Raw genomic sequence first — 23109 nt, 5'->3', positions numbered from 1 at the left:
CCGCTCCTCGAAGCGGTGGACCTCGTCGGTGACGATGGCTTCGGCGCGGTCGGCCTCGCGCCGGCGGTCGTCGATGTGCCGGCTGGCCACCTGCTGCAGGTCGTCGATGTCGTACACGAAGATGCCGTCCAGCTTGTTCATCTCGGGATCGATGTCCCGGGGAACGGCGATGTCGATGAAGAACATGGGGCGGTTCTTGCGGCGATGGAGGAAGGCCTCGCCGTGCTCGCGCCGGAAAATGAAGTGCGGCGCCCCGGTGGAGCTGATGATGATGTCCGCCTTGTCCACCGTGTCGTAGAGCTGCTCGAAGAGCACCGCCTGGCCGCCGAAGGCCTCGGCCATGTCCTGCGCCTTCTGGTAGGTGCGGTTGGCCACCATGATCTGCTCCGCCCCGTGCGCCAGCAGGTGGCGCGCCGCCAGTTCGCTCATCTTCCCCGCCCCGACCAGGTACACGACCTTGCCGGAGAGCTCGCCGAAGATCTTCTTGGCCAGCTCCACCGCCACCGAGGCCACCGAGACCGCCGAGGTCCCGATCTGGGTCTCGCTGCGCACCCGCTTGGCGACAGCGAAAGCGCGGGTGACCAGCGCGTCCAGGCGCGAATTGACCGCTCCCACCGAGCGCGCGGCGGTGTAGGCATCCTTCATCTGTCCCAGGATCTGGGGCTCGCCCACGATCATCGAATCCAGGCTCGACGCCACCCGGAAAATGTGCCGCACCGCGTCATCGTCGTGATACTCGTAGAGGTACTTCTCGAAATCGGTGGGATCGACCGAGAAGTACTGGCGGATGAACCCGCGCAGGTCGGCCTCGCTGCCGTTCTCCGGGTGGGCCAGAAACTCGACCCGATTGCAGGTGGAGAGGATCAGGCCTTCGGAGATGCCGGGATACTTGCACAGCGACTGCAGGGCATCCGGGAGCCGCGACTCGGGGATGGCGAAGCGCTCGCGCACCTCGACCGGGGCGGTCCTGTGGTTGACGCCGATGAGCCGCAGTTTCATCGCTCGACGAACTTGTGCACGGCGCTGAAGTTGTTGGCCACCCACACCACCAGCGCCGTGGTGAAGGCAAAAGCCGAGACGTAGGCCGCGCGTCGTCCGCGCCAGCCCGCGCTCCATCGCATGTACAGCAGGACCACGTACACCGCCCACATCAGCACCGAGAGCACGATCTTCGGATCGCGGAAGTACGCCGGGCCGAAAGTGGACTGGGCGATGACCGCGCCCGCGATCAGGCCGAAGGTCATGAAGGGGAACCCCAGGAGCAGGGACCGATAACCGATCTGGTCGATCGTCTCCAGCGCCGGCAGACGCGCGATCAGCCCCCCGGCCTGCTTGCTCTTGAGCGAGCGCTGCTGCATCAGGTACAGGAGGCTGGCGGCGAAGCTGAAGAACAGGGCCGCATAGCCGGTGAAGATCAGCGCGACGTGGATGAAGATCCACCCGCTGCGCAGCAGGGGCGAGGTGAACTGCGGCGGCTTCTGTCCCACCGCCGCGGAAAAGGTCAGCAAGAACACGACCGGGAAAATGAAGATGCCGAAGGCGTTGTTGCGGGAGCGCACGAAGGCCCCGAAGACGAAGGCCATCAGCAGAAAAGCCAGCAGCGACTCGGAATTGTGGATGGAGGCGGGAAACAGCCGCCCTGCCTCCAGGTATCCCTCGGCCAGGGAAACGAAGTGGAAGACGAAGCCCAGCCCCATGACCGGCATGATGATGCGGGAAAACGTCTCGTTGCGGCGGGTCAGGGCGATGAAGGCGTGGAGCAAACCCAGGCCGTAGAAGGCTGTCGCTACTCTGAGCCAAAGAAGCGGCATATCCGTAACCTCTAGCTTCGCCCCTGGGACGCCAAACCTACTGTGACGCCCATCACACCCTGATGTGTCGGTTGCACCGATTATAGGCGGGCGCGTACCTCGGCAGGCAATCCCGCATCCGCGCTCCCGCCCTTAAGCTACTGGCATGCGTACCGGGCTCCTGTGTTGCCTCCTGTTCCTGCTTCTGCCTCTGCCGGCGTCGGCCGCGACGCCGGAGACCGAGGTGCGGGCCGTCATCACCGCTTACCAGGATGCGCTGGCCGACCGCAACATCGCACACCTCCAGAAGACTGTTGGTAGCGACCTCATCTCCATCGAGAACGGCTCCCGGCGCGAAGGTTGGGGGCAGGTCCGCGACCGCCGCCTCATCCCCCAATTCGCCCGTCCTGCGCCGGCGGCGCGTTGGCAGATCGTCAAGTTGAGCGCCAGCGCTGATATGGCGTGGGCCTACACGAAGAGCCTGCTGGCTTCGCCCCACAAGGGGGACGCCGTCGTATGGACGGTGTTCGTGCTGGAGCGCCGCGGTAAGGAGTGGAGGATCGTGCTGGTGGACCAGTCCTCTTCGCACGCCCCGACGGCTACGCCCAAGCCCGCGCACCGTTAGTCCAACTCCAGTGGCGACAGGACCCCTTCGATCTCCTCTGCCCCGATCAGCAGGCGGAGGTGCTCGCGGATACCCTCCAGCTCATCGAATGCCTGCAGCAGGCGCAGCTTGGCCGCGGCGTATTGTTCCGGCTCGGTGAGCTGCCGGCCATGACCTCGCGCCCATTCTTCCAACGCAGTGTGCCGCAAAAGGACGCTGACGGCATACATCGTCTTCCGGTCGGGAGTAACGTCGAAGATGAATTCGGAGGCCGGCGTTGCCGGGTCGCTCTCCAGGGCAGGGCGCTTGCCGACAAAATAGTACTGATAGACGTACCCCGAAGCCCCGGTGTAGGTCTTCATCCGCCTGGGTGGCGAGGGATGGCTGCTGCGCTCCAGGGTAGGCTCCTACTTCTCCATCCAGACTTCGGTGTTCTGCCGGTCGGAAGCCTGGATGATGTGGGGCGTCACCAGCACCAGCAGCTCGTCGGCGGTATTCTCGTTGGTCTCCTCACTGACCAGCAAGCCCAGACCCGCGACTTGGCCGAGCCCGGGCAGGCCGCTCAGCGAGCGCTGCTCCGATCGGGTCACGTACCCCGCCATCAGAGCGGTCTCGCCATCCTTCAGGTTGATGGTGCCGTTGTACTCGCGATTGGAGACGACCGGCACCCCGTTGAAGGCCTGGCCGGTCAGGGAGCGCACCTGCATCTCCATCTTCAAGCTGATGTCATCGTTGGCATGGACCTGCGGTGTGGCCTTAAGGCTGATCCCGAGGTTCTCAAAGCTGAACGAGGGGAAGGGCTCCCGGAAAGAATTGTTCTGGATGACCTGCGCGATCGCCGGGGTGTTGTAGATCGGGCTGAAACTGGCGTTCAGGATGGGATACCGGGTGCCGATCAGCATGCTGGAGGTATCGCCCTGGCGCGCCCGCATGGTGACGTGTTCCAGCGTCTTCACGCTGCTCTCGTTAAATTGGAAGTGGCCGGTCATTGGCTGCGGCTGTAGAGCCATGAGCGTCAGGCCGCCGCCGAATGTGGCGACCGGACTGGACAGGATCGAGGTCGTCTGATTCTGCAGTTGCGCCAGCAGCGCCTGGATCCCCTGAGCGTTGGCCTGGTTGATGCCGCCGCCGGCGAAGAGCTGATTGATTAATTGCTGGATGTTGGGTTGATTCTGCAACTGGCTGAGCGCGCCGCCCAGACTGAACAATCTCCATTGCAGGGGGAGTTCGATGCCCAGGTCGCGAAGCGCGTCGCTGTTGACCTCGAATACCTTCACGTCCAGCATCACCTGGGGCGGTCCGCCCGCAAAACCATCGAGGAAACGGGTGACCGCATCCACCGTGTCCTTCGGCGCCCGGATGGTGATCATGGACTGGTTGTTCTGCGGCGAGATCAAGCGGATGTCGAACAGGTTGCGCAGCATCCCCACCAGCTCGCCGACCGCCCCCGGTGACGTGGCATCGGAGACGTAGTAGCTGCGGAGCGACATCCGCTCCAACCTTCGGCGGTTCTCGGGTACGTCGCTCGCCACCACAAACTGGTTTCCCGAGATCGGGGCCCAGAAGAACTTCCCCAGCTTGGCGGCCACGAACATGGCCTGCCGGAAGGTCAGCCTGGGGAGATCGACCTTCACCTGCCTGGTCTGGAAGGAGTCGTCGAAGACAGCGACGACCTTGAAGTTCGCCGCAATGTTCTCGACCAGGGTGCGGGAGTCGCCCCGGTAGCGCAGATCCATGGTCCCGGAGCCGGGCTGCAGCTGGACGTCGTCCGCCGATGCCACCAGCCGCAGGGCAGGTGAAGGCCGCGGCCCCTCGTCGCCCAGGGCATCTCGCAGCCGCTGCATGGCGAAGTCGTTCTTCGGATCGAGCTCGAGCGCAGCGCGGAACTCGGCCAGAGCCTGCACCTGCTGGCGATCCAGCATGAAGCGGTTACCCCGCTCCAGGAAGTCATAGACGAGTTGCTGTTTTGCGACCTCTCGGGCCGTGGCGTAGTCCACGTTGTTCGGTGCCAGGCGTGAGGCCCGCTCGAACGCATCGAACGCCTGTTCGTGGCGTTCCTGGTCGCGCAGCCAGACGCCTCGGTTGAAGGCCTTGCGGGCCGCCTTTTCATCCTCGGGAGTCGCAGCACACGGTGCACCTGGCGGGGCGGGACAGGCCGGGACCTTCGCGTCCGCTGCCCAGGCCGCAGCCGTCAAACACAGTAGCAGGAAGGTGGAGAACGCCCGCATCGTCGACCGATTGTACTCCGGGATCCGCCCGCGCCAGATCAAGTGGCGGCCAAGAGCTCTGTGCAGCAACTGAAGCAGGCGTCCGGCCCGTGCCGCATCAGTTCATGGTGTGGGAAGATGCCGGTCGCCAGGGCGATGATCGGCGCCCCGACCTGGCGCGCTGCCGCGATGTCGGACGGGGTGTCGCCCACGAAGTGGACGGCAGCGCCCGTCCCCAACCGGCGCCTCGCTTCCTCGATGCCGGCGCGGAAGATCTCCTCTCGCTTCTCGCGCCGGTCGCTGAAGCACCCGAAGGAGAAATACGGACGGAGGCCCGCCGCCTCCAGCTTCAACCAACCGATCCGTTCCAGGTTGCCGGAGACGACGCCGAGCAGTTTGCCGGCGGAGTGCAGGGAGCGCACCAGGTCCATCACCGACGGGCACAATTCCGGCCGCAACCCATTCTTGTTTTGCGCCACCTCCGCGCACATGTGCTCGACGATCAGGGGGAGCCGGTCCGTCACTTCCTGCTCCGGCACCCCTTCACGCGTCAGCACCGCGCGAATGATGCCGATGTCCGTATTTCCGTGCACCGGGACGTCATCGATCTTGGAGGAGATGAGGAAATAGCGGCGGACGGCGTTGTGGAATGCCCAGTAATGCACGCCATCGCGGCTGTTCAGCAGCGTGCCGTCGATGTCGAAGAGGAAGGCATCGGCGGCGGACCAGGTGAAGCTCGTCATCACTCTCCCCGGACGACCAGCCGCTCGATGGAATGCGCGCGCCCCGTGGTTTCATCGCAGTCCACCACCACGGCGCAGAGACGCACATCGCCGGTGGCGGGTTCGAACTTGGAAGGCATACTGGTGAGGAAGCGTTGCAGGATGAGCTCTTTCTCCACACCGATCACGCTGTCGTACGGCCCGGTCATGCCGACGTCGGTGATGTAAGCGGTGCCTTTGGGCAGCACGCGTTCGTCGGCGGTCGGGACGTGGGTATGGGTGCCGATCACCGCGGTCACGCGCCCGTCCAGGTACCAGCCCATCGCGATCTTCTCGGAGGTGGCCTCGGCGTGCATATCCACCAGGACCACCTTGGCCTGGATGCGCTTGAGCAGCGCGTCCGCGGTGCGGAATGGATCGTCATTCCCGCCCATGAACACGCGCCCCTGCAGATTGAGCACCGCATAGGCGGTCTCGTGGCGCGTCTTTCCCTCGAAGAGTCCGTGCCCAGGTGTTCCGGCGGGATAGTTGGCCGGGCGCAGCACTCGCCGGGCAGGGCTCTTGGGGTCGCCGTCCGCTGACCCCAAATAAGGGATCAGGTCGCGCTTGTCCCAGACGTGGTTTCCGGTGGTGAGGACATCGATGGGCAGCTCGAGCAATTCTTCCGCGATGGCGGGCGTCAGGCCAAAGCCGGCAGCGGCGTTTTCGGCATTGGCGATCACCAGCTCGATGCCGCGGGTCTCGGCGATGTCGCGGAGGTGGTCGCGCACTACATTCCGCCCCGGCCGCCCGAAAATGTCGCCGACAAAGAGGATCCGCACCCTGGTCCCACTCCCGAAAAGCGCTCGATGGTCGATGGTACCACGCGCCTGGCAGAGGTTACGGCGAAGCGGCGCGGGTTCGGCCCGACTCGGCGGCGCGTTTCACCTGTTGCAGGATGGCCCGGCGGATCAGTCCCGAGAACGGCTTGACCACGGTCCAGTAGGCGCGGAAGCTGACTAATGCCGCCCGTCCAAAGCACTGCACGCGCGTTTCTGTGGAGAGCTGGCACCCACCCGGGTTGGGCAGCAGGGCAAAATTCCACACAGCTTTGGCGTAGCCGGCGCGGTGGAACCCGGGGAACTCGCCGGCATCGACATCGAAGCACCGCCCGCCGTCCGGACGCCAGAATCGTCCGGCTATCCCGAGCACCACCTCCTGGCCCGGGACCTCTGCCAGTTCCAGGAAGCCTGTCCCGGCAAGGCGTTCGCGAATCGGCTTGCTCCCCTGCCGCTGGACCATGCGGCCCGAACGTACGGACATCAGGATGCGCACCAGAAAGGAGTCCGAGAAGTCGGTGCACACAAGTGCGCTCCAGACCTCCTCGGGCGATGCCCGAACCTGTACGCGATGGCGCGTGCGTACGTCATATGCCGGCATCAGTTCGTCGATCTTCATGTCGGACCTAAGGCGCCAACTCGGCCGTGCGCAGGAAGTCGTAGTTCCCCGAAGGGCTGATGGTCATGTCCGTCACCCGCGCCGAGTGCACCACCACGTTCTCGTAATACCAGAGGTTGATGTAGGGCAGGTCGGCGGCCAGGATGCGCTGCAGTTCCCCGTAGATCTCCCGCCGCTTCTGCTGGTCCAGCTCGCGGCGGCCGGCGTCGATGAGCGCATCCACCCGCGGGTTCGCATAATAACCGCGGTTGGCGCGCTGCGGCGGGATACTTTTCGAATAAAAGACGTGCTCGAAGATGTCCGGGTCCTCATTCCCGCCCACCCAGCGCAACGAGTACAGCTGGAAGGCGCCCTTCTGGACATCGGCGTAGAAGGTGGCGAACTCGAAGGTGCGGATGTCGAGAGCGATGCCCACCTCGCGCAGCTGCTGCTGCAAGACCGCCGCGAACAGCCGGGTGGACTCCTCGGTCGAGGTCTTCATGCTGAGATGGAAGCGTATGCCGTCGGCTCCCGCCGGGTGCCCCGCTTCGTCGAGCAATCTCTTCGCCTCGGCAGGGTTGTGGTCATAGGTGGGGACTGCCCCGTTGTAGGCCCAATGCTGCGGAGGCAGGATACTGTTGGCCGGCCGCACCTCGTCCCGCCACAGATAGTGCATCATCGGCCGCCGATCGATGGCGTACGCCAGCGCCTGGCGCACCCGGACGTCCTTGAGGATTGGGTCGCGCAGATTCATCGCCAGGTAGCTGTACACCGTTCCCGGAGACTGCCGCACCACCAGCTGCGATTCCTTCTTGAGGGTCTCGATCATGTCGGCGGTCAACGCGGTAAGCACGACGTCGGCCGACCCCTTGCGCAGCTCCAGCGCACGTGTCGTGCTATCCGGAACGACGTGGAATTCCACCCGCTGGATCCGCGGAACCCGGCCCCAGTAATCGCCATTGCGCTCCAGCACCACTTCCCGGTCCTGCTCCAGGCGGCCCAGGCGAAAAGGCCCCGAACCGATCGGGTGGGCATGGAAGTCCTTCGCGCTCCCATACGGCACGATGCCGATGGCGCCGTCGGAGACATTCCACAGCAGGGCCGCGAACGGCTCCTTGAGATGGAAGGCGACAGTGTGTTCGTCCGGCGTCTCGATACGGTCCACGAAGCGGAAGGTGCTCGACTTCGGGGTGATGACCGTGCCATCCATCATGCTGTCGAAGGTCCATTTGACGTCGCGGGCCAGCAGCGGGCGCCCATCCTGGAATCGCACATCGCGGCGCAGATGGAAGATGTAGGTCTGCGGATCGGGGACCTGCCAGCTTTCGGCCAGGCTGGGCTGCAGGTTGAAGTGCTCGTCCCGGACCAGCAGCGAGTCGAAGATCAGCTTGTAGATGCGCTCGGACTGAGCGTCGGTCCCGATGCGCGGGTCCAGGTTTGCCGGACTGGACTCGATGATCATGACCAGCGTATTGCGGTCTGGTGGCGTGGCACACGAACCGAGCGCGAGCAGGAATCCGGCCACAACCAGCCACCGTGCTAGCCGGCGAGCATCAGACATACGACACTTTGCCCAGTATGGCGGCCCGGCGCGCGCCGGTCGCGGCGGGAATACTGCCGGGACGGCGCCGCCAGGTCTGGTAGGCGAGAACGGCAAAGGCGACTGCCTCCTTGGCCGTGGATGGCACTCCGAAGTCCTCCGGATCGCGCAGGCGCAAGCCGAGGGGCGCGACCTGTTCCTCGAGCATGCCCATGAGCGTACGGTTTCTTGCTCCTCCGCCGGTCGCGATGTAGTCGCGAAACTTGCGTGGGACCGCCGCCCCCGGCTGTCGAATAACGAACCTGCGAAGTGCGTCCCCGATGCTCGCCGCGGTGAGCGCGGTGGCGGTGGCGACGATGTCTCGCTTCGGCGCGCGGCCGCACAACCGCATGAATCGCGAGACAAACTCCCGGCCGAACTGCTCGCGCCCCGCCGTCTTGGGCGGACGACGCCGGAAGAACGGGTGCCGGAGCAGCTCCTGGACCACATCTTGCAGAACACCGCCGGCGGCCGCGATCCGTCCATCCCGGTCATACTTGCGCGAGAACAGCCGCTCCGTGACTGCGTCGATCACCATGTTGCCGGGGCCGGTGTCGAAGGCCAGCACGTCTTCTGGCGCGGCTCGGGCAGGAATCGCGGTAAGGTTGGCGATCCCTCCCAGGTTCTGCACGATCCGGCCGCGCCGGCGGTGGCGGTACACCAGGTAGTCGAGGAACGGGACCAAAGGCGCGCCCTGGCCGCCGTTGGCCATATCGGCAGGGCGAAAGTCAGAGACCACCGGGACTCCCAGCCGAGCGGCGATTACCGCCCCTTCGCCGCTCTGCCAGGTGCATGCGACACGTTGCCCCAGGAATGGCGCCGGGGCCCCCTGGTGGTAGATGGTCTGGCCGTGGCAGCCGACCAGTCCCACGTTCATCCTGGCCCGTTTCTGCGCGCGCACGACAGCGCCTGCGTACAGCTCGCCCAGCAGGAAATTCAGGCGCGAAAGATCGGCCACGCTGGCGCTGCGCGCGTTCATCGCCTGCAGGATGGCGCGGCGCACGGCGGCGGAGTAGGCGAATTCGTGGTGGGAGAGCACTTCAAAGCGCGTCCGCAGTCCCCGCCCCAGACAGCGGACGATGGCCACGTTGATGCCGTCGGCGGACGTGCCGCTCATCACCCCGGCAACGATCATGCGCTCGCCTCTGCAAGGCTGGCGCTGAAGCGGGCAATCTCTTCGCGCAGCTTCCGCAAGGCGCGCTCCGAGGGTACAGCGGGAAAGCGCCGCAGCTCCTTATGCCGCTTCTTGAAGTCGATTACTCGCCGCGCTGCCCGCGCCACGAGCCCGGCGAATTTCTTGTCCCGCACCGCTTCCGCCAACACCGCCCGGTACGTCGCCCAGACGTGTGCCTCGTTGTGGCACACCAGGAACAGGTCGGCGCCCGCTCGCAGTGTCTCGACCGCGGCGTGCTCGATGGAGCCGCCCGCCAGTACCCCGCCCATTTCCAGGTCATCGGAGATGACCAGGCCGCCATAACCGATTTTCTCCCGCAGGATTTCGGAGATCCACTTAGGTGAGAGCGAGGCCGGAGTGCGGTCGCAGGTCACATCGGGATAGGCGGCGTGCGCCACCATGACGAACGGCAGCTCTTTGCGCAACTTGCGATAGGGATAGAGGTCCTCGCTCCAGAGGCGCCTGCCCTTCTTCTTGATCGTCGGGAGTTCGTGGTGAGTATCGAGGTTCGCTTCCCCCAATCCGGGAAAATGCTTGCCGCATCCCAGAATGTGGGCGTCGCTCAGGCCTTTCAGGAATTCTTTGGCGTAGGTGACGGTCTCTTTCGGTCGGGCGGAAACGGTGCGCGAGGCCAGCACACTGCGCGACGGTTCCAGGCCAAGATCCAGCACAGGAGCGAAATCCACGTTGAAGCCCAGTGCGCGGCACTCCTCCCCGATCAGCCGGCCATGTTGCCGGAACAGTTTCTTGCGTCCCGTCGCGAAGACGTCGGCCGCCGACGGCGCCGGTGCAATCACCGCTTTCAGCCGGTCCACCGTCCCGCCCTCCATGTCCACGCATAGGAACACGGGTGTGGCGGCCAGCGCGCGCGCTTCTTTGAGGAGCTCCCGGGTCTGGCGCGGCCCCACGATGTTGCGCGCAAACAGGATGATACCGCCCGGCCGAATGGTGGTAATGGCGCTGCGCAATCGCGCGCTCGGCTCCGTCCCCTCGAAGCCGAAGATCAGGAGCTGCCCGACGTGCTCGCGGAGATCGCGCATTGGCCTCAATCCAGTTGTTTCTTGAGATCGTGCAGCAGGTTGAGGGCTTCCAGCGGACTGAGGCGGTCGAGATCGGTCTGCTTAAGCTGGTCCACGATCTTTTGGGTGAGCGGCGTGAACATGGTGAGCTGCACCGAGGCTGGCGCGACCTCGTCGTACGCCAGGTGGGCGGTGACCCGCTGCTCCGCGTTCTCGTGCTCGGCGAGCACCTCGCGCGCCCGTGCTACGACTTCGGGCGGCAAACCGGCCAGCTTGCCGACCTCGATGCCGTAGCTGCGGTCGGCGGCCCCCGGCTCGACCCGGCGGAGGAAGGTGATTCCACCCGCAGTTTCTTTCACTGAGACATGGAAGTTCTTGACCCCGCTCAGCCGGTTGGCCAACTCGGTCAGCTCGAAGTAGTGGGTGGCGAAGAGCGTCTTGGCCCGGGTGCGGGCGTGGATGTACTCGATCGCTGCCCAGGCGATGGCCAGTCCGTCGTAGGTAGCGGTCCCGCGCCCCACCTCGTCCAGCAGGATCAGGGAGCGCGGCGTGGCCGTGTTCAGAATGGCTGCGGTCTCAGTCATCTCCACCATGAAGGTCGAGCGCCCGCGCGCCAGGTTGTCGCTGGCCCCGATGCGGGTGAAGATACGGTCCACGATGCCCAGGCGGCAACGCGCCGCGGGCACGAACGAGCCCATCTGCGCCATGATAACGATCAGCGCAGCTTGCCGCAGATAAGTGCTCTTGCCGCCCATGTTTGGCCCGGTCAGCACCAGGATGGCCTGCGTGGTCGAGTTGAGAAAGAGGTCGTTGGGCACGAAGCGTTCCGCGCTTTGCATGAGCTCCTGCCGCTCGATGACCGGATGCCGTCCCTGCACGATCTCCAGGTCGGCGGAATCGTCGAATTCTGGGCGGCAGTAGTCGCGGTTGGCGGCCAGGTGGGCAAAGCAGGCCAGCACGTCCACCTCGGCCAGCCCCAGCGCCGTCTGGCGGACGCGTTTGGCCTGGCCGGCGATGAAAGTCCGCAGCTCGCCAAAGATCCGTCGCTCGATCTCGACGATCTTCTCCTGCGCTTCCAGGATCCTGGTCTCGTATTCTTTCAGCTCCGGCGTGGTGAAGCGCTCGGCGTTCACCAGCGTCTGTTTGCGCTCGTAGTCCGCCGGAGCCAGGTGCAGGTTCGGCTTCGAAATCTCGATGTAGTAGCCGAAGATGCTGTTGAACTTTACCTTGAGCGAGCCGATCCCGGTGCGCTGCCGCTCTCGCTCCTCGATGCGGGCGATGTATTGCTTGCCGTTCAGGCTCAGATCGCGCAATTGATCGAGATCGGCGTCAACCCCCACTCGCACGACACCGCCATCGATGAAGCTCAGCGGTGGCTCCTCGACCAGGGTTCGCTCGATGCGGTCGCGGACGTCCCCAAGCTCGTCCAGTGAGCCGTGCAGCGCGCTCAGTCTCGCAGCCGCGAGCCGAGCAACCGCCGCTCGTATGCCCGGGATCCGCCGCAGGGATGCCGCCAACGCCAGCAGGTCGCGCGGGTTCGCCGATTCCAGCGTCACCTTGCTCAGCAGCCGTTCGATGTCGAGCACGCCGTCCAGGGCGCGACGCAGCTCCTCGCGAGCGATGGTTTCCCGCACTTGCGCCTCGACCGCGTCCAGCCGGTCGCGGATCTCAGCCGCGTCCACCGACGGGCGCAGCAGCCAGGTGCGCAGCAGGCGCTTGCCCATGGGCGTGACTGTGGCGTCCAGCGTACGGAAGGCGGTGACGTCTTCCGAGGTGCCGGCAAAAAGCGGTTCGACCAGTTCCAGATTCCGCACCGTCACCGCATCCAGCACCAGGCAGTTCTGCCGTTCGTAGTAGCCGATGCGGTCCAGGTGCTCGAGCGTGCCGCGTTGGGTGGAGCGTACGTAGTGGAGCACCGCGCCCGCCGCTGTGGCTGCTGCCCGCCGCCCGGTCAGCCCGAAACCCTCGAGCGAAAGCACGCCCAGGTGGTTCTCAACCAGCGGGATGGCATAATCCGGGGCGAAGACCCAGTCTTCCAGCGGTGTCTCGGCAAAGGCGGAACCGGGCAGCAGCTCCGACTTGCGCTCGAACAACGGCAGCGACGAGGAATACAGCAACTCGCGCGGCCGCAGCATCTGCAATTCTTCCCACAGCCGGCGCTCTGCCTCGATCCCCTGGAATTCCGTGGCCCGAAAATCGCCCGTCGAAAGATCGAGGGCGGCGAATCCCACTGCGTCTCCCACCCGCGCGACCGCCGCCAGGAAATTGCTCTCCTCCGAGCCCAGTGCGCTGTCAGCTGCCGTGCCCGGGGTCACCACCCGGGTCACCTCACGGCGGACGATGGTCTTCGCCTTCTTCGGATCTTCCATCTGGTCGCAGATCGCGACCTTGTAACCCTTGCGGATGAGCTTTGCCAGGTATCCTTCGGCGGCGTGGTAAGGGACGCCGCACATGGGAACGGCTGTGCCTTTTTCCTTGTTGCGGGAAGTCAGTGTGATCTGCAGCTCGCGGGCGGCGATCACCGCGTCCTCGAAGAACAGTTCGTAGAAATCGCCCAGCCGGAAGAAGAGCAGCGCGTTGGGATGCTCTTTCTTGATCGCGGCGTACTGCCGCATGAGCGGGGTGGACGGCTCGGTCATCACCTTGGAGTGCCGGTGCGCGGATTATAGCAACCGGGGCCTCGGGCCGATTGTGGAATTCCAGCCTCCGCAGTTGACGGCGCAATCCCCGGAGTGTTTTCCTATCGGGACGCCATGGAATTGCGCAAGGACCCCATCACCCGCTCCTGGGTCATCACCGGCGACGACCCCGCCGAGATGGACGCGCTCTCCGAGCAACCCTGCCTTTACTGCGCCAACGCGCCCCGCCAGCCGCAGGTGATCTCCTCCATGCCTTCACTGGATGGCGGGTCGTGGTCGGCCCGCGCCGTCGTCCATCCCAAGGCGCTCTACCACGTCGAGGGTGATCCCCAGCGCCGCGGCGAGGGCCTCTACGACCGCATGCGGACGGTCGGCGCCCACGAGGTGCTGGTGGAGAACCCCAGGCACGACCGCCAGCTGTGGAATGCCAGCGACGCCGAGATCGAGCAGTTCCTCCAGTTGACGGCGCAGCGCATCCAGGACTTGAAGAAGGACCGGCGGTTCAAATACATCACCGTCTTCAAGAACCACGGCGCCGCCTCCGGCCAGGAGTTCCCCCACCCCACCTCGCAGCTCACCGCTACCACCTTCGTGCCGCGCCGCGTGCTCTACGAGCTGCGCGCCGGCCGCGAGTATTTCAGCCAGAAGGAACGCTGTGTGTTCTGCGACATCCTCGCCCAGGAGGAGCAGAGCGCCGTGCGCGTGGTCGAGACCCGCGGCGACTACATCGCCACCTGCCCCTTCGCCCCCCGGGTGCCCTATGAGACCTGGATCATGCCCCGGGTTCACGAAGCCTCATTCGAACGCATGGCGCTCTCCAAACCCGGCGTGCTGCGCGACCTCGCCGCCCTGTTGCGGCGCACGCTCACCCGCATCCGTAACATCACCGAGGACTTTCACATGGTGGTGCACACTTCGCCCAACACCCTCCACCGCTCCGAAGTGCTGGATTATTGGAAGACCATCGACGACGACTACCACTGGCACATCGAGATCCTGCCCATCCTCGACAAGAAATCGAAGTCCTACACCTTCAAGGAGGTGTACTTCACGCCGGTGACCTCGGAGACCGCGGCGCGCCGCCTGCGCGAGTCCTCGCCCGGGGACTGATTCCTATTCTTTCGGTTGTGATTTCACCGCCGAGGCTTTCTGCGCTTCCTGAACCTCGAATTCCACCAGCCGCTTCAGCGTCTCGTAGGGGAGCTGTCCCAGCCCAGCGATCTTCCTGCCGTTGACGAACAGCGTCGGTGTGCTGCTGACGCCCATCGCCTTGCCGAGCTGCATGGCGGCTCGTACCGGCGCCTGCGATGCTGGGGTCGCGGCGCACGCCGCCACCTCGTCCCCCTTCAAGCCCGATGCGTTCGCAAACTCCTTGAGCTTTGCGTCCACATTGGCTTCGGTGATGTCCAACTGGTTGTCGTAGATCGCGCGGATGAAGGTCCAGAAGGCCCGCGGCTTGCGATCGCTCACACACTGGGCGTAGGTTGCCGCCTTGAACGCCCAGGGATGCAGCGCCTCCAGGGGAAAATGCTCGAAGACCAGCCGGGCGGACGGCACCTCGGAAACCAGCCGGTCGATGGTCGGCTGGGCCGCCTTGCAGTGGGGACACTGCAGGTCGCTGAACTCTACGATGGTCACCGGCACATTGGCATCGCCAATGGACGGTCCACGTGCCTCGCGCTGCAATCGCTCGCGGGAATCGGCGAAGGGGTCGGCGCCGAACGGCACCATCTCGCCGATGATCGCGTGTCTTCCATCGGCCGAGACGTACAACTGGGTCAGGCGGCCCTCGCCTTCCCCCACCCGCATGACCACCAGCGCCATCCCCGGCACCTCTGACTCGGCGATGGAGATGACGCTCCACTTGACGTTCGGGTCGTACCCGACCATGTGGCGCATGTACCCATTCACCGTCTCTTTGCTCGGAAGCAGGACCGGCGGGGGCGCAGGCGACGTTTTCCTGGGGTCCTTCTGGGCGAGAATCGGGGAAGCCATCAGCAAGCACAGGAGCACAGCACAGAGCCAACGCTGCATCATGTTCCTTTCACACCTCGGATTTTTGCGCGATCGGGAACCGCCTTCCCACGCCAAACGCTTTTCCCGTGATCTTCAGTCCGGGCGCCGCCTGCTGGCGTTTGTACTCGCTGCGCTCCACCATGCGCACCACGGCTCGGACCACGTTCAGATCGTATCCGTGCTCGGCCGCGATCTGCTCCGGCGTCTTGTAGCCTTCGACGTAGTCCTCGACGATGGTGTCCAGCACCTCGTAAGGGGGCAGCGTGTCCTGGTCCGTCTGGTTCGGCCGCAATTCCGCCGACGGCGGCTTCTCCAATGTGCTCCTGGGAATCACCGGCCGTTGCGCATTCACGTGTTCGGCGAGCCGGTACACCATGGTCTTGGGCACATCCGAGATCACCGCCAGACCGCCCACCATGTCGCCGTAGAGCGTGCAGTATCCCACGCCCAGCTCCGATTTGTTTCCCGTGCTCAAGACCAGGGCGCCAAACTTGTTCGACAGTGCCATCAGGATCGAACCCCGGATCCGCGCCTGCAGGTTCTCCTCGGTCACGTCTTCTTCCCTCCCCGCAAAAACGGGCTCCAGTTCTTTGCGGTGCGCGTCGAAGATCTCCCTGATCGGCACCACCTCGAAGCGTATGCCCAGGTTGGCGGCCAGCGCGCGCGCGTCGTCGATGCTGCCGGGCGACGAATAGGGCCCGGGCATGCTCACCCCGGTCACGCTCTCCGCCCCCAGCGCGTCCACCGCGATCACCGCCGTCAACGCGGAATCGATACCGCCGCTCAGCCCGATGATCACCCGCGCGAACCCGCACTTGCGCACGTAGTCGCGCGTCCCCAGCACCAGGGCGGCATAGGCGCTGGCTTCCACGCCCTCCACCTGCGGATGAATGTCCCCGCTCAGCGCATCCGAATCGAAACAGACTAGGTCTTCTTCGAACGACTTGGCTTGTGCCACGACACGCCCGTCGGCCCCCACCACGAAGCTGGAGCCGTCGAAGATCAGGCTGTCGTTCCCGCCCACCTGGTTCACGAAGATGACCGGCACCTTGTAGGTGGTGGCGATGGTCTGCAGCATCTTGAAGCGGACCTCGCGCTTCCCGATGTGGAAGGGCGACGCCGACACATTCACCAGCACATTGCCGCCCCTGCCCAAAAGCTGCTCCACCGGGTCCACGCTGTACAGCCGCTTGTGCCAGAAATGCTTGTCGTTCCAGGCGTCTTCGCAGACGGTGACGGCGAGCTGCCACCCGCAGAAGGACAGAAGCTCCTGTCTGGCGGCGGGGGCGAAATAACGGGATTCGTCGAAGACGTCGTAGGTGGGGAGCAGCATCTTCGATTGCAGGAACTCGATGCGCCCGCCGCGCAGCAGGGCGGCGGAGTTCATCACCGACTTGCCGGTTTCTACGTGGGCCGGCGTCACCAGCCCGCAGATCACCGCGATGCCCCGGCATGCCTCGGCGACCTTGCCAGCCGTCTCCTCGTTTCGCGCGACGAAGCTCGGCTTCTCTACCAAGTCGCGCGGCGGATATCCGCAGATCGCAAGTTCCGGGAAGATGATCAGGCTGGCGCCAGCCTGGCGCGCCCGTTCGGAGTACCGGATGATTCTGGCAGCGTTGCCCTCGAAGTCCCCGACCGTAGGGTTGATCTGCCCCAGCGCGATCTTCACGACACCAGTGTAAAACCGGCGCTCACAGACGCCAACCGGCCGGCGGCATTATCGCGGAGGATCCTGACTGCTGGGAGAACCGCCGGGTATCTCCCCCGGTTCCGGCATCCTGGTCCCGTGGTTGGGGTCGCCTAAGATCACCGTCGGCACCTTCTGCTTGGGCGGGGTCCCATCGTCGGGCGCGGCTGTGCTGCTGGTTTCAACCCCAGCCTTTTCACCCGGCCGCCGCAAGGTCGGGGCATGGGGCGGCGGCGGGGGCGGTTGGGGCTTGGCTTGCGCCTGTTCGGTGCCTGTTTTCAGGTCGATCTCCTTGGCCGTGCGCAGCACTTTCTGCCCGTCCACTTGCATGATCTTGAGCTGGGTGACTTCATCCCCGACAAAGCGCACGAACTTCACTTCCTCCGGCGGATAGCCGTAGATCCATTCCTCGTAGGGGACATCATTTTCCTTCTCCCGGATCTTCCTCTCCGGCGCCCCCACGGCGTAGAGCACCAGTTGGCGGTTCATGCCGACCAGCACCTTGTGGTCCTGGATGGCCTGCCTCGCCTTGGGTGGGAGGGTCTCCAGATACGCTTCCATCGTGGACTTGGCGTTGAAATCCAGAACGCTGCCCAGCCGCTCCTTCAGTTCGTCGGGGGTGATTTTCGGAACGAACTTGTCGAATTCCAAGGCCACGAACGATCCCCTGGCCAACTCGTCGGGCGGCTTGGTGAGAGTCGTGCTCCCCCCGACGCTCCCCACCTCCAGCCGGTCGTACCACTTCTTCTTCTTGAGCGGGCCGCCGTTGATCTCGAAGATGATCATTTTGTTCTTGATGATCAGGTTCGTGATGTGGACGCGGTCCCCGGGCTTCGCCGCGGCGCCGTTGACCGCAACCGCCTGCTGCAGTTGCTGCCCGTCCGGCACCAGCTTCCCGTCGGACCTGATCACCAGTCCCCTGGTCCCCATCGGAAACGGCTTGCGGGCAAACACCAGTTCTCCGTTGAGTGCGCGGATGATGGCGAAGCGGCCATCCTGATCGATGGGCTTCGCGGGGCTCGTCTCGGACTTGTTCTTGTCGCCCCAAGACACACCTAGGAACAACACAATAGTGAGGGCGATCCAGCTGGCTCGAACTGACATAGAAGACTCGGAGTGGTTGCTCCTATGATTCGCCTTTTTTCCACGAATAGCAACCCCGGCAGGGGGGCCAGCGGCTACGCGGGTTTCGTACCCTGGCTGCCCGTCCCGTCCTCTACCCCGGGGAGCGCCGGGCGCCGGTGGAACGCCAGCAGTACGACCACCAGCCCCGCCATCACCGCTACCGTACAGGCCACCGAAGCCTCCGGTCCGTATCCTCCGCCCGTAAGCCATACCGGTCCGCTGGCCTTGCCGCGGATGCCGATGCTCAGGTCTAGGCCGCTCACCGGCAGCCCGATCCCCGCTCCCAACACGGCGTTCCACGCCCAGTGGATTCCCCAGGGCAGCCACAAGGTGCGGGCGCGCAGGTACGCCACGGAAAAGACGATGCCGATCAGCATGGTGTTCAGCAGTCCCAGCGTACTGGAGTTCGGGTTTCTCAAATGGACCGCCCCGAACAGCGCCGACATCAGTGCGATCGCCCCCCCAGGGCCCGTGGATTCGACTAACCGCTGGAATGGATACCCGCGAAAGACCAGCTCCTCCACCATCGCCGCTGTGCTCAGAACCAGCAGGACCTCTACCAGCAGGGTGCCGGTCTTGATCCCGTGCACATCGCCGCTGACTTGCAGGTCGCCTTTCCAGGCGATGGTCGCGATGGTGAGCGCCACCATCGCGCTCCCCAGCAGCACTCCGAAGAGCGAGTCCCACAAGGCGAGCCGGCCGCCCGGAAGCCCCATTGCGGCCGCTTGCTGCCGCGGCACTCGGTCGAATACGCGCAACATCCAGGTGAACGCCAGCAGCACAAGGATCATCAGGAGCGGGCGCGAGACCACCGCCATCAGCTCCCTGTCCCTGCCCATCACCAGCCTGGCCACTCCGAAAGCCACGAAACTTGCCGCAAAGAACAGCAGAATGGACACCACGAAGCGCCAGATCGGGCGCAGCCGGCCGTCCGCCATGTAGTAGAGCGCCCGGTTCACCGCAGCCTCCCGGCGGTGAGGGAGAGCCCCTCCCGCGCCACCGCCGCCGGAAGCACCCGGCCGCCCAGCTTGCTTACCACCTTTGCCACCCGGTCCCTACTGCCTTCTTCCACCAGCAGGATCAGACAGCCGCCGCCGCCGGCGCCGCAGACCTTTGCCGCCCGCGCTCCCTGCCCCATCGTGCCGGTGATCAACCGATCGATGAGCGGAGTGCTGATCCCGGGGATATTTGTTTTGCGCAGCTTCCATTCCGCGCGCAGCAGCCTTTCGACCTCCGGCCAGTCACTGGCAGCTAGCGCATCCTTCATCCCCCGGGCGATGGCCACGATCTCGTCGAAGTTCCGCAGCACCCTCCGGTCCCCGTTGATGTGCGCCTTGAACACCTCCCAGTTGTTGATCCCCGATTGCCGGGGCGCCCCGGTGTAGACCAGAAGGAAGCGGCGGTCGAGCGCCTCCGGGCCCAAGGCGATGGCCTCCCGGTGGATACCGTCCGGACGAAGGTGAATCGCGCTCACGCCCCCGTAGAGCGCGGGATAGTAGTCCTGGCAGCCGGTGGGGACGCGGATCAGCTGTGCCTCCACGTTTTGCGCAATCACCCGGACCTCTTCCCGCGAGAGCTTCCGGCCGGTGTAGCGTGCCAGCGCCGCCGTGGTGGCGATCATCAGCGCCGACGACCCGGAGATCCCGGCGCCCGCCGGCGACTCCGAGTGGGTCTCGATCTCCAGTCCGCCTTCCGGGGCAAAGAAGCGGACCAGGTACGCGGCCAGCGCATGCTTGAAGCGGCGGGCAGCGCAGAGGTGCTTGAGGTCGCGGAAGTGGTCCTCCCGGCCGGTATCCAGGGAACGCAGCACCAACCTGGAGCCGCGAATGCGCCGTATCCGGCAACGGGTAAGGATGTTGACGGCGAAGTTCACCGTGACCGCTCCGGGATGGAAGAGATAGAGCGGCCAGATGTCCACCGTGCCCCCGGCCAGGTCCGCCCGGCAGGGAGCGTGGGCGACCACGCTGTTGACCGTGGGTTCAAGAGGCATGCGTCTTCTGTGAGGCTCGCACCTCGCCCGCCGCGGCCAGCACTTCCTCGATGATGGCGTCCACGTCGCTTTCGACCGTGCGGTGATTGACGAAGCAGGCACGCAGCGCGAACTTCCCGCGCAGCGTCGTATTGGAGAGGTACACCCGCCCGCGCTCGATCACCCGCCGCAGGATCGCCGCATTCAAGCCATTCAGGTCGTCTCCCCGGGTGTAGCGGAAACAGACCGCGCTTAGCTCCACCGGCGCCAGGACCTCGAGCTCCGGCGTGGCCGCCACTCTCCGGGCCAGGCGTTGGCCGTGCTCCAGGTCGCGGCCGATGGCCCGCCGAAAAGCCTCCAGCCCGTGGTAGCGCAGCGAAAGCCAGACTTTCAAGGCGCGGAAGCGGCGCGACAGCTCCATGGATTCCTCGAAGAACGCGAATCCTTCGATCGGGTCCTTCGACAGCACCTTGGTGTAGTCGCCGCTGTGGGCGAATGCCGCCTGCGCCGCGGCCGGATCGCGATAGAGCAGGCAGCCGCAGTCCACCGGCTGATACAGCCACTTGTGCGGGTCGAGCGAGATCGAATCGGCGCGCTCCATCCCCTTGAACTTCTCCGGTACGGCCAAGGCCGCCAATGCGCCGTACGCTCCGTCCACGTGGAACCAGGCTCCATGTCGCTGCGCCAGTTCCGCCATCTCCGCCAGCGGATCGATCGATCCCGTATTGACCGTCCCCGCCGAGCCGACCACTGCGACAATGCGCTTGCCTGCCCGCGCATCCGCTTCCATCGCCTCGCTCAGTGCGTCGAACTTGATGCGATACCGCTCGTCGGTCGCGATCGTCCGCAGGCTGCCATATCCCAATCCCAGCAGCGCCAGCGCCTTGGGCACCGACATGTGCACTTCCTCGGAGGCGTACACCACCCCGGGCTGGGTCCCGCGCTGGTTCGCCGGCGCCTTCGCTTCCCGCGCCATGGCCAGCGCCATCAGGTTGGCCGACGACCCCCCGCCGCACAGGCTGCCCGAGAATCCCGCGCAGCCCAGCGCTTCGCCCAGCCACCCGATCACCGTGCGCTCGATGCTGACCGCCGCCGGCGCCGAGCGCCACGCGGTCACGTTCTGGTTCAGCACGCCGGCCACTAGATCGGCGACAGCACCCACCGGTTCGCCCGACCCGAAGACGTATCCGAAAAACCGTCCGTTCCCTGGCCGCGAGTGGGCGAAGATCTCGGCCACCGCGTCGAATGCCCTCGCTCCCATCCCCTGTTCCGGGAGTTGGCTGCTGAAGATCTTGGTCGTCTGGCCGCCGGATGTGGAGGGAAACGTCGGCCGGCTGTCCAAGCCGGCCAGATACTCGCCGGCCTCCTGGACCGCCCGCTCCGCCAGGTGGCGGAACTCCTCCGGCGAAAGATCGAGAGGATTCATGGCTCGCCGACATTCTACACGCGCGCTACCTCGGCGCCGCCGAGCCGCTCCGCGTAGTGACATGGCCCGCAAAAAAACCGAGGCGACCGTCTCCGGTCGCCTCTGAAACCCCACTCTTGATGTTTGGCGCCTCTATGCCAGGTTCAACGCCCGCTTGAAGCTGCCCCGCTCCTTCATGATCTTGTCCTGCAGCAGCATGATGGCATAGATCAACTGCTCCGGACGCGGCGGGCACCCGGGAACGTACACGTCCACCGGGATCCACTGGTTCACGCCCTGCACCAGCGCGTAGTTGTTGAACACGCCGCCTGAGGTCGCGCACGCCCCCATCGAGATCACCCATTTGGGCTCCGGCATCTGCTCGTAGAGGCGGCGGATCACCGGCGCCATCTTCTGCGACACCCGCCCGGCGATGATCATCAGGTCGGCCTGCCGCGGCGACGGCCGGAACACTTCTGCCCCGAAGCGCGCGATGTCGAACCGCGACGCCCCCATCGACATCATCTCGATGGCGCAGCACGCCAGCCCGAAGGTCATCGGCCACAGGGAGTTCTTGCGCACCCAGTTGACCGCCTTGTCCAGGCTGGTCAGCACCACTCCTTCGGGAGTTTCGGCGCCGAAGGTCACCGTGCGGACGCGCTCCCGGTCCACCCGATCGCCCGCCGTGTTGGCGAAGCGCCCGTGCCCGCTCGGCGGGTCCTCCAGGTCCTTCTCCACCGTCGCCCGGGCAAAGGCGCCGTTCGGATTGAATTTCTCTCCCATATCGAACCAGCTATTCTATCGCTTCCCCCTTTAGATGCCCAAACCATACTGCGGGGCGACGGACCATTCTTGCCGGCTTTCGTGGTCGAAAGAGACGAACAGACTTCAGACCCCCTCCCCCGGGGTCGATATGTCGATCTAAAGGACTTCGCGACAGATTCTGTTGCAAAGTCCTTTGCTATCAACGCGAGGTCCGCAGAATATGTCGGGCAAGGGACTTAGTGGCGGCGACATTTCAAAGAGCGAACGAGTGGCGACCGTAGGGCCGCAACTCTATTATAGCGCTCCAGTCAAGTGGACAATTAGCTGCAAGCTATAATCTAAATTTTGCACGGATGGAATCAATGGGTTAGAAGGTAAAATATTCTGCAAAGGTGGGGCGCCCAGACGAGCAAATTCGGCCCGTCTGGGCCACACCCTCGCCCTCCAGACCACCCACCTTGAGATTCTTGGTGGGCTTTCCGCGTTGCTTTTGCGCGATTCGGATCACAACTCTTCTGGTAGGCTGCTCGTCTGTTAGCGGCACAACTCCCAGACTCTCTCCCACGAACGAGTTCGCTTTGCTAGAACTTACGTAGAGGTCAAAGATTCCCGGACGAAGGCCGGTAAATCGGAATTCCCCATCCTTGTCTGTAATCACGAAATGCAAGGCTCCCGTCACTGGGCGGTCACGCTCCCGGACGTACACTCGGACGTTTGATAAGGGCTGTCCTGTGGTCCCAAGCACGACCCCTGTAATGATTCCCGGTTCCCCCGGATCGTCCCGTGCACGTAAGACGCAGAAAGGCAAAAGCGCCAGGACGATGAGAAGGGCTACAGATGCTGACTTGGCGTTAGTTGAGCTTGACGTCTTCATTTTCAGATAACCCTTTAACAAATATCACCAGCATGCACGCTGTGATGGTGTCGTCACGGAGAAGTCGGATACGCGACAAGGAATCATAGTCTGGTGCATGCCGGCCCAGGATTCTGGC

At 64.8% G+C, this 23109-nt stretch carries 20 protein-coding genes; 2 read left to right on the top strand and 18 right to left on the bottom strand.

Annotated features, from left to right (window positions below; translation table 11 throughout):
* Positions 1 to 999: glutamyl-tRNA reductase (hemA, locus tag VMS96_08415; protein HVP43444.1), on the bottom strand; the 999-nt coding region annotated here is incomplete at its 3' end.
* The gene (ccsA, locus tag VMS96_08410) at positions 996 to 1811 is read right to left on the bottom strand and encodes a cytochrome c biogenesis protein CcsA (protein HVP43443.1); all 816 of its coding nucleotides are present in this window, start codon (positions 1809 to 1811) and stop codon (positions 996 to 998) included. The genes hemA and ccsA, both read right to left, overlap by 4 nt.
* 145 nt (positions 1812 to 1956) lie before the next feature.
* Here ccsA and VMS96_08405 point away from each other — a divergent pair, with 145 nt between their 5' ends.
* Positions 1957 to 2415 (top strand): nuclear transport factor 2 family protein, encoded by a 459-nt coding sequence (locus VMS96_08405; GenBank protein HVP43442.1) that lies wholly within the window; start codon positions 1957 to 1959, stop codon positions 2413 to 2415.
* Here VMS96_08405 and VMS96_08400 read toward each other — a convergent pair.
* Genes VMS96_08400 through mutS form a run of 9 tightly spaced genes read right to left on the bottom strand, consistent with a single transcriptional unit; the run spans position 2412 to position 13150 of the window.
* Positions 2412 to 2756, bottom strand: coding sequence for a hypothetical protein (locus tag VMS96_08400; GenBank protein HVP43441.1), 345 nt, complete (start codon positions 2754 to 2756; stop codon positions 2412 to 2414). The two genes, VMS96_08405 and VMS96_08400, sit on opposite strands and share 4 nt — an antisense overlap.
* A 45-nt stretch (positions 2757 to 2801) precedes the next feature.
* A complete protein-coding gene (locus tag VMS96_08395; GenBank protein ID HVP43440.1) occupies positions 2802 to 4622 on the bottom strand; it encodes a hypothetical protein in 1821 nt (606 codons plus the stop codon).
* Positions 4623 to 4660: 38 nt separating this feature from the next.
* Positions 4661 to 5344, bottom strand: a complete 684-nt coding sequence (locus tag VMS96_08390; protein ID HVP43439.1) for an HAD family hydrolase — start codon at positions 5342 to 5344, stop codon at positions 4661 to 4663.
* Positions 5344 to 6144: a TIGR00282 family metallophosphoesterase gene (locus VMS96_08385; GenBank protein ID HVP43438.1), complete on the bottom strand. Its 801-nt coding sequence runs from the start codon at positions 6142 to 6144 to the stop codon at positions 5344 to 5346. The genes VMS96_08390 and VMS96_08385 overlap by 1 nt, the downstream gene beginning before the upstream one ends.
* Before the next feature lie 58 nt (positions 6145 to 6202).
* Complete coding sequence (locus tag VMS96_08380; protein ID HVP43437.1) at positions 6203 to 6760, bottom strand: hypothetical protein; 558 nt, start codon at positions 6758 to 6760, stop codon at positions 6203 to 6205.
* A gap of 7 nt (positions 6761 to 6767) precedes the next feature.
* Positions 6768 to 8300, bottom strand: coding sequence for an ABC transporter substrate-binding protein (locus VMS96_08375; GenBank protein ID HVP43436.1), 1533 nt, complete (start codon positions 8298 to 8300; stop codon positions 6768 to 6770).
* Positions 8293 to 9453, bottom strand: a complete 1161-nt coding sequence (locus tag VMS96_08370) for an anhydro-N-acetylmuramic acid kinase (GenBank protein HVP43435.1) — start codon at positions 9451 to 9453, stop codon at positions 8293 to 8295. Before VMS96_08370 ends, VMS96_08375 begins: the two co-directional genes overlap by 8 nt.
* Positions 9450 to 10532, bottom strand: a complete 1083-nt coding sequence (gene nagZ, locus VMS96_08365; protein ID HVP43434.1) for a beta-N-acetylhexosaminidase — start codon at positions 10530 to 10532, stop codon at positions 9450 to 9452. Before nagZ ends, VMS96_08370 begins: the two co-directional genes overlap by 4 nt.
* A gap of 5 nt (positions 10533 to 10537) precedes the next feature.
* Positions 10538 to 13150: a DNA mismatch repair protein MutS gene (gene mutS, locus VMS96_08360; GenBank protein HVP43433.1), complete on the bottom strand. Its 2613-nt coding sequence runs from the start codon at positions 13148 to 13150 to the stop codon at positions 10538 to 10540.
* A 93-nt stretch (positions 13151 to 13243) separates the two neighbouring features.
* On the opposite strand from mutS, the gene VMS96_08355 reads away from it, so the two are divergent.
* Positions 13244 to 14260: a DUF4931 domain-containing protein gene (locus tag VMS96_08355; protein ID HVP43432.1), complete on the top strand. Its 1017-nt coding sequence runs from the start codon at positions 13244 to 13246 to the stop codon at positions 14258 to 14260.
* Between the two features lie 3 nt (positions 14261 to 14263).
* Here VMS96_08355 and VMS96_08350 read toward each other — a convergent pair whose 3' ends face one another.
* The 7 genes from VMS96_08350 to VMS96_08320 form a co-directional block, all read right to left on the bottom strand.
* The gene (locus tag VMS96_08350) at positions 14264 to 15049 is read right to left on the bottom strand and encodes a thioredoxin domain-containing protein (protein HVP43431.1); all 786 of its coding nucleotides are present in this window, start codon (positions 15047 to 15049) and stop codon (positions 14264 to 14266) included.
* A 145-nt stretch (positions 15050 to 15194) separates the two neighbouring features.
* Positions 15195 to 16835 carry an NAD+ synthase gene (locus VMS96_08345; GenBank protein HVP43430.1) on the bottom strand — a complete coding sequence of 547 codons (1641 nt, stop codon included), beginning with the start codon at positions 16833 to 16835 and terminating at the stop codon, positions 15195 to 15197.
* 48 nt (positions 16836 to 16883) lie between these two features.
* Positions 16884 to 17957 (bottom strand): hypothetical protein, encoded by a 1074-nt coding sequence (locus tag VMS96_08340; protein ID HVP43429.1) that lies wholly within the window; start codon positions 17955 to 17957, stop codon positions 16884 to 16886.
* 74 nt (positions 17958 to 18031) lie between these two features.
* Complete coding sequence (locus VMS96_08335) at positions 18032 to 18937, bottom strand: type II CAAX endopeptidase family protein (protein ID HVP43428.1); 906 nt, start codon at positions 18935 to 18937, stop codon at positions 18032 to 18034.
* Positions 18934 to 19968: a hypothetical protein gene (locus tag VMS96_08330; protein HVP43427.1), complete on the bottom strand. Its 1035-nt coding sequence runs from the start codon at positions 19966 to 19968 to the stop codon at positions 18934 to 18936. Before VMS96_08330 ends, VMS96_08335 begins: the two co-directional genes overlap by 4 nt.
* Positions 19958 to 21373, bottom strand: coding sequence for a pyridoxal-dependent decarboxylase (locus tag VMS96_08325; protein HVP43426.1), 1416 nt, complete (start codon positions 21371 to 21373; stop codon positions 19958 to 19960). Before VMS96_08325 ends, VMS96_08330 begins: the two co-directional genes overlap by 11 nt.
* 132 nt (positions 21374 to 21505) lie before the next feature.
* A complete protein-coding gene (locus VMS96_08320) occupies positions 21506 to 22135 on the bottom strand; it encodes an NADH-quinone oxidoreductase subunit B family protein (GenBank protein HVP43425.1) in 630 nt (209 codons plus the stop codon).
* Positions 22136 to 23109: the final 974 nt, after the last annotated feature.

It is taken from the genome of Terriglobales bacterium (assembly GCA_035543055.1).
In the GTDB taxonomy this organism is placed as follows: Bacteria; Acidobacteriota; Terriglobia; order Terriglobales; family Acidobacteriaceae; genus JAIQFD01.
This window is presented reverse-complemented; position numbering and strand designations above follow the sequence as displayed.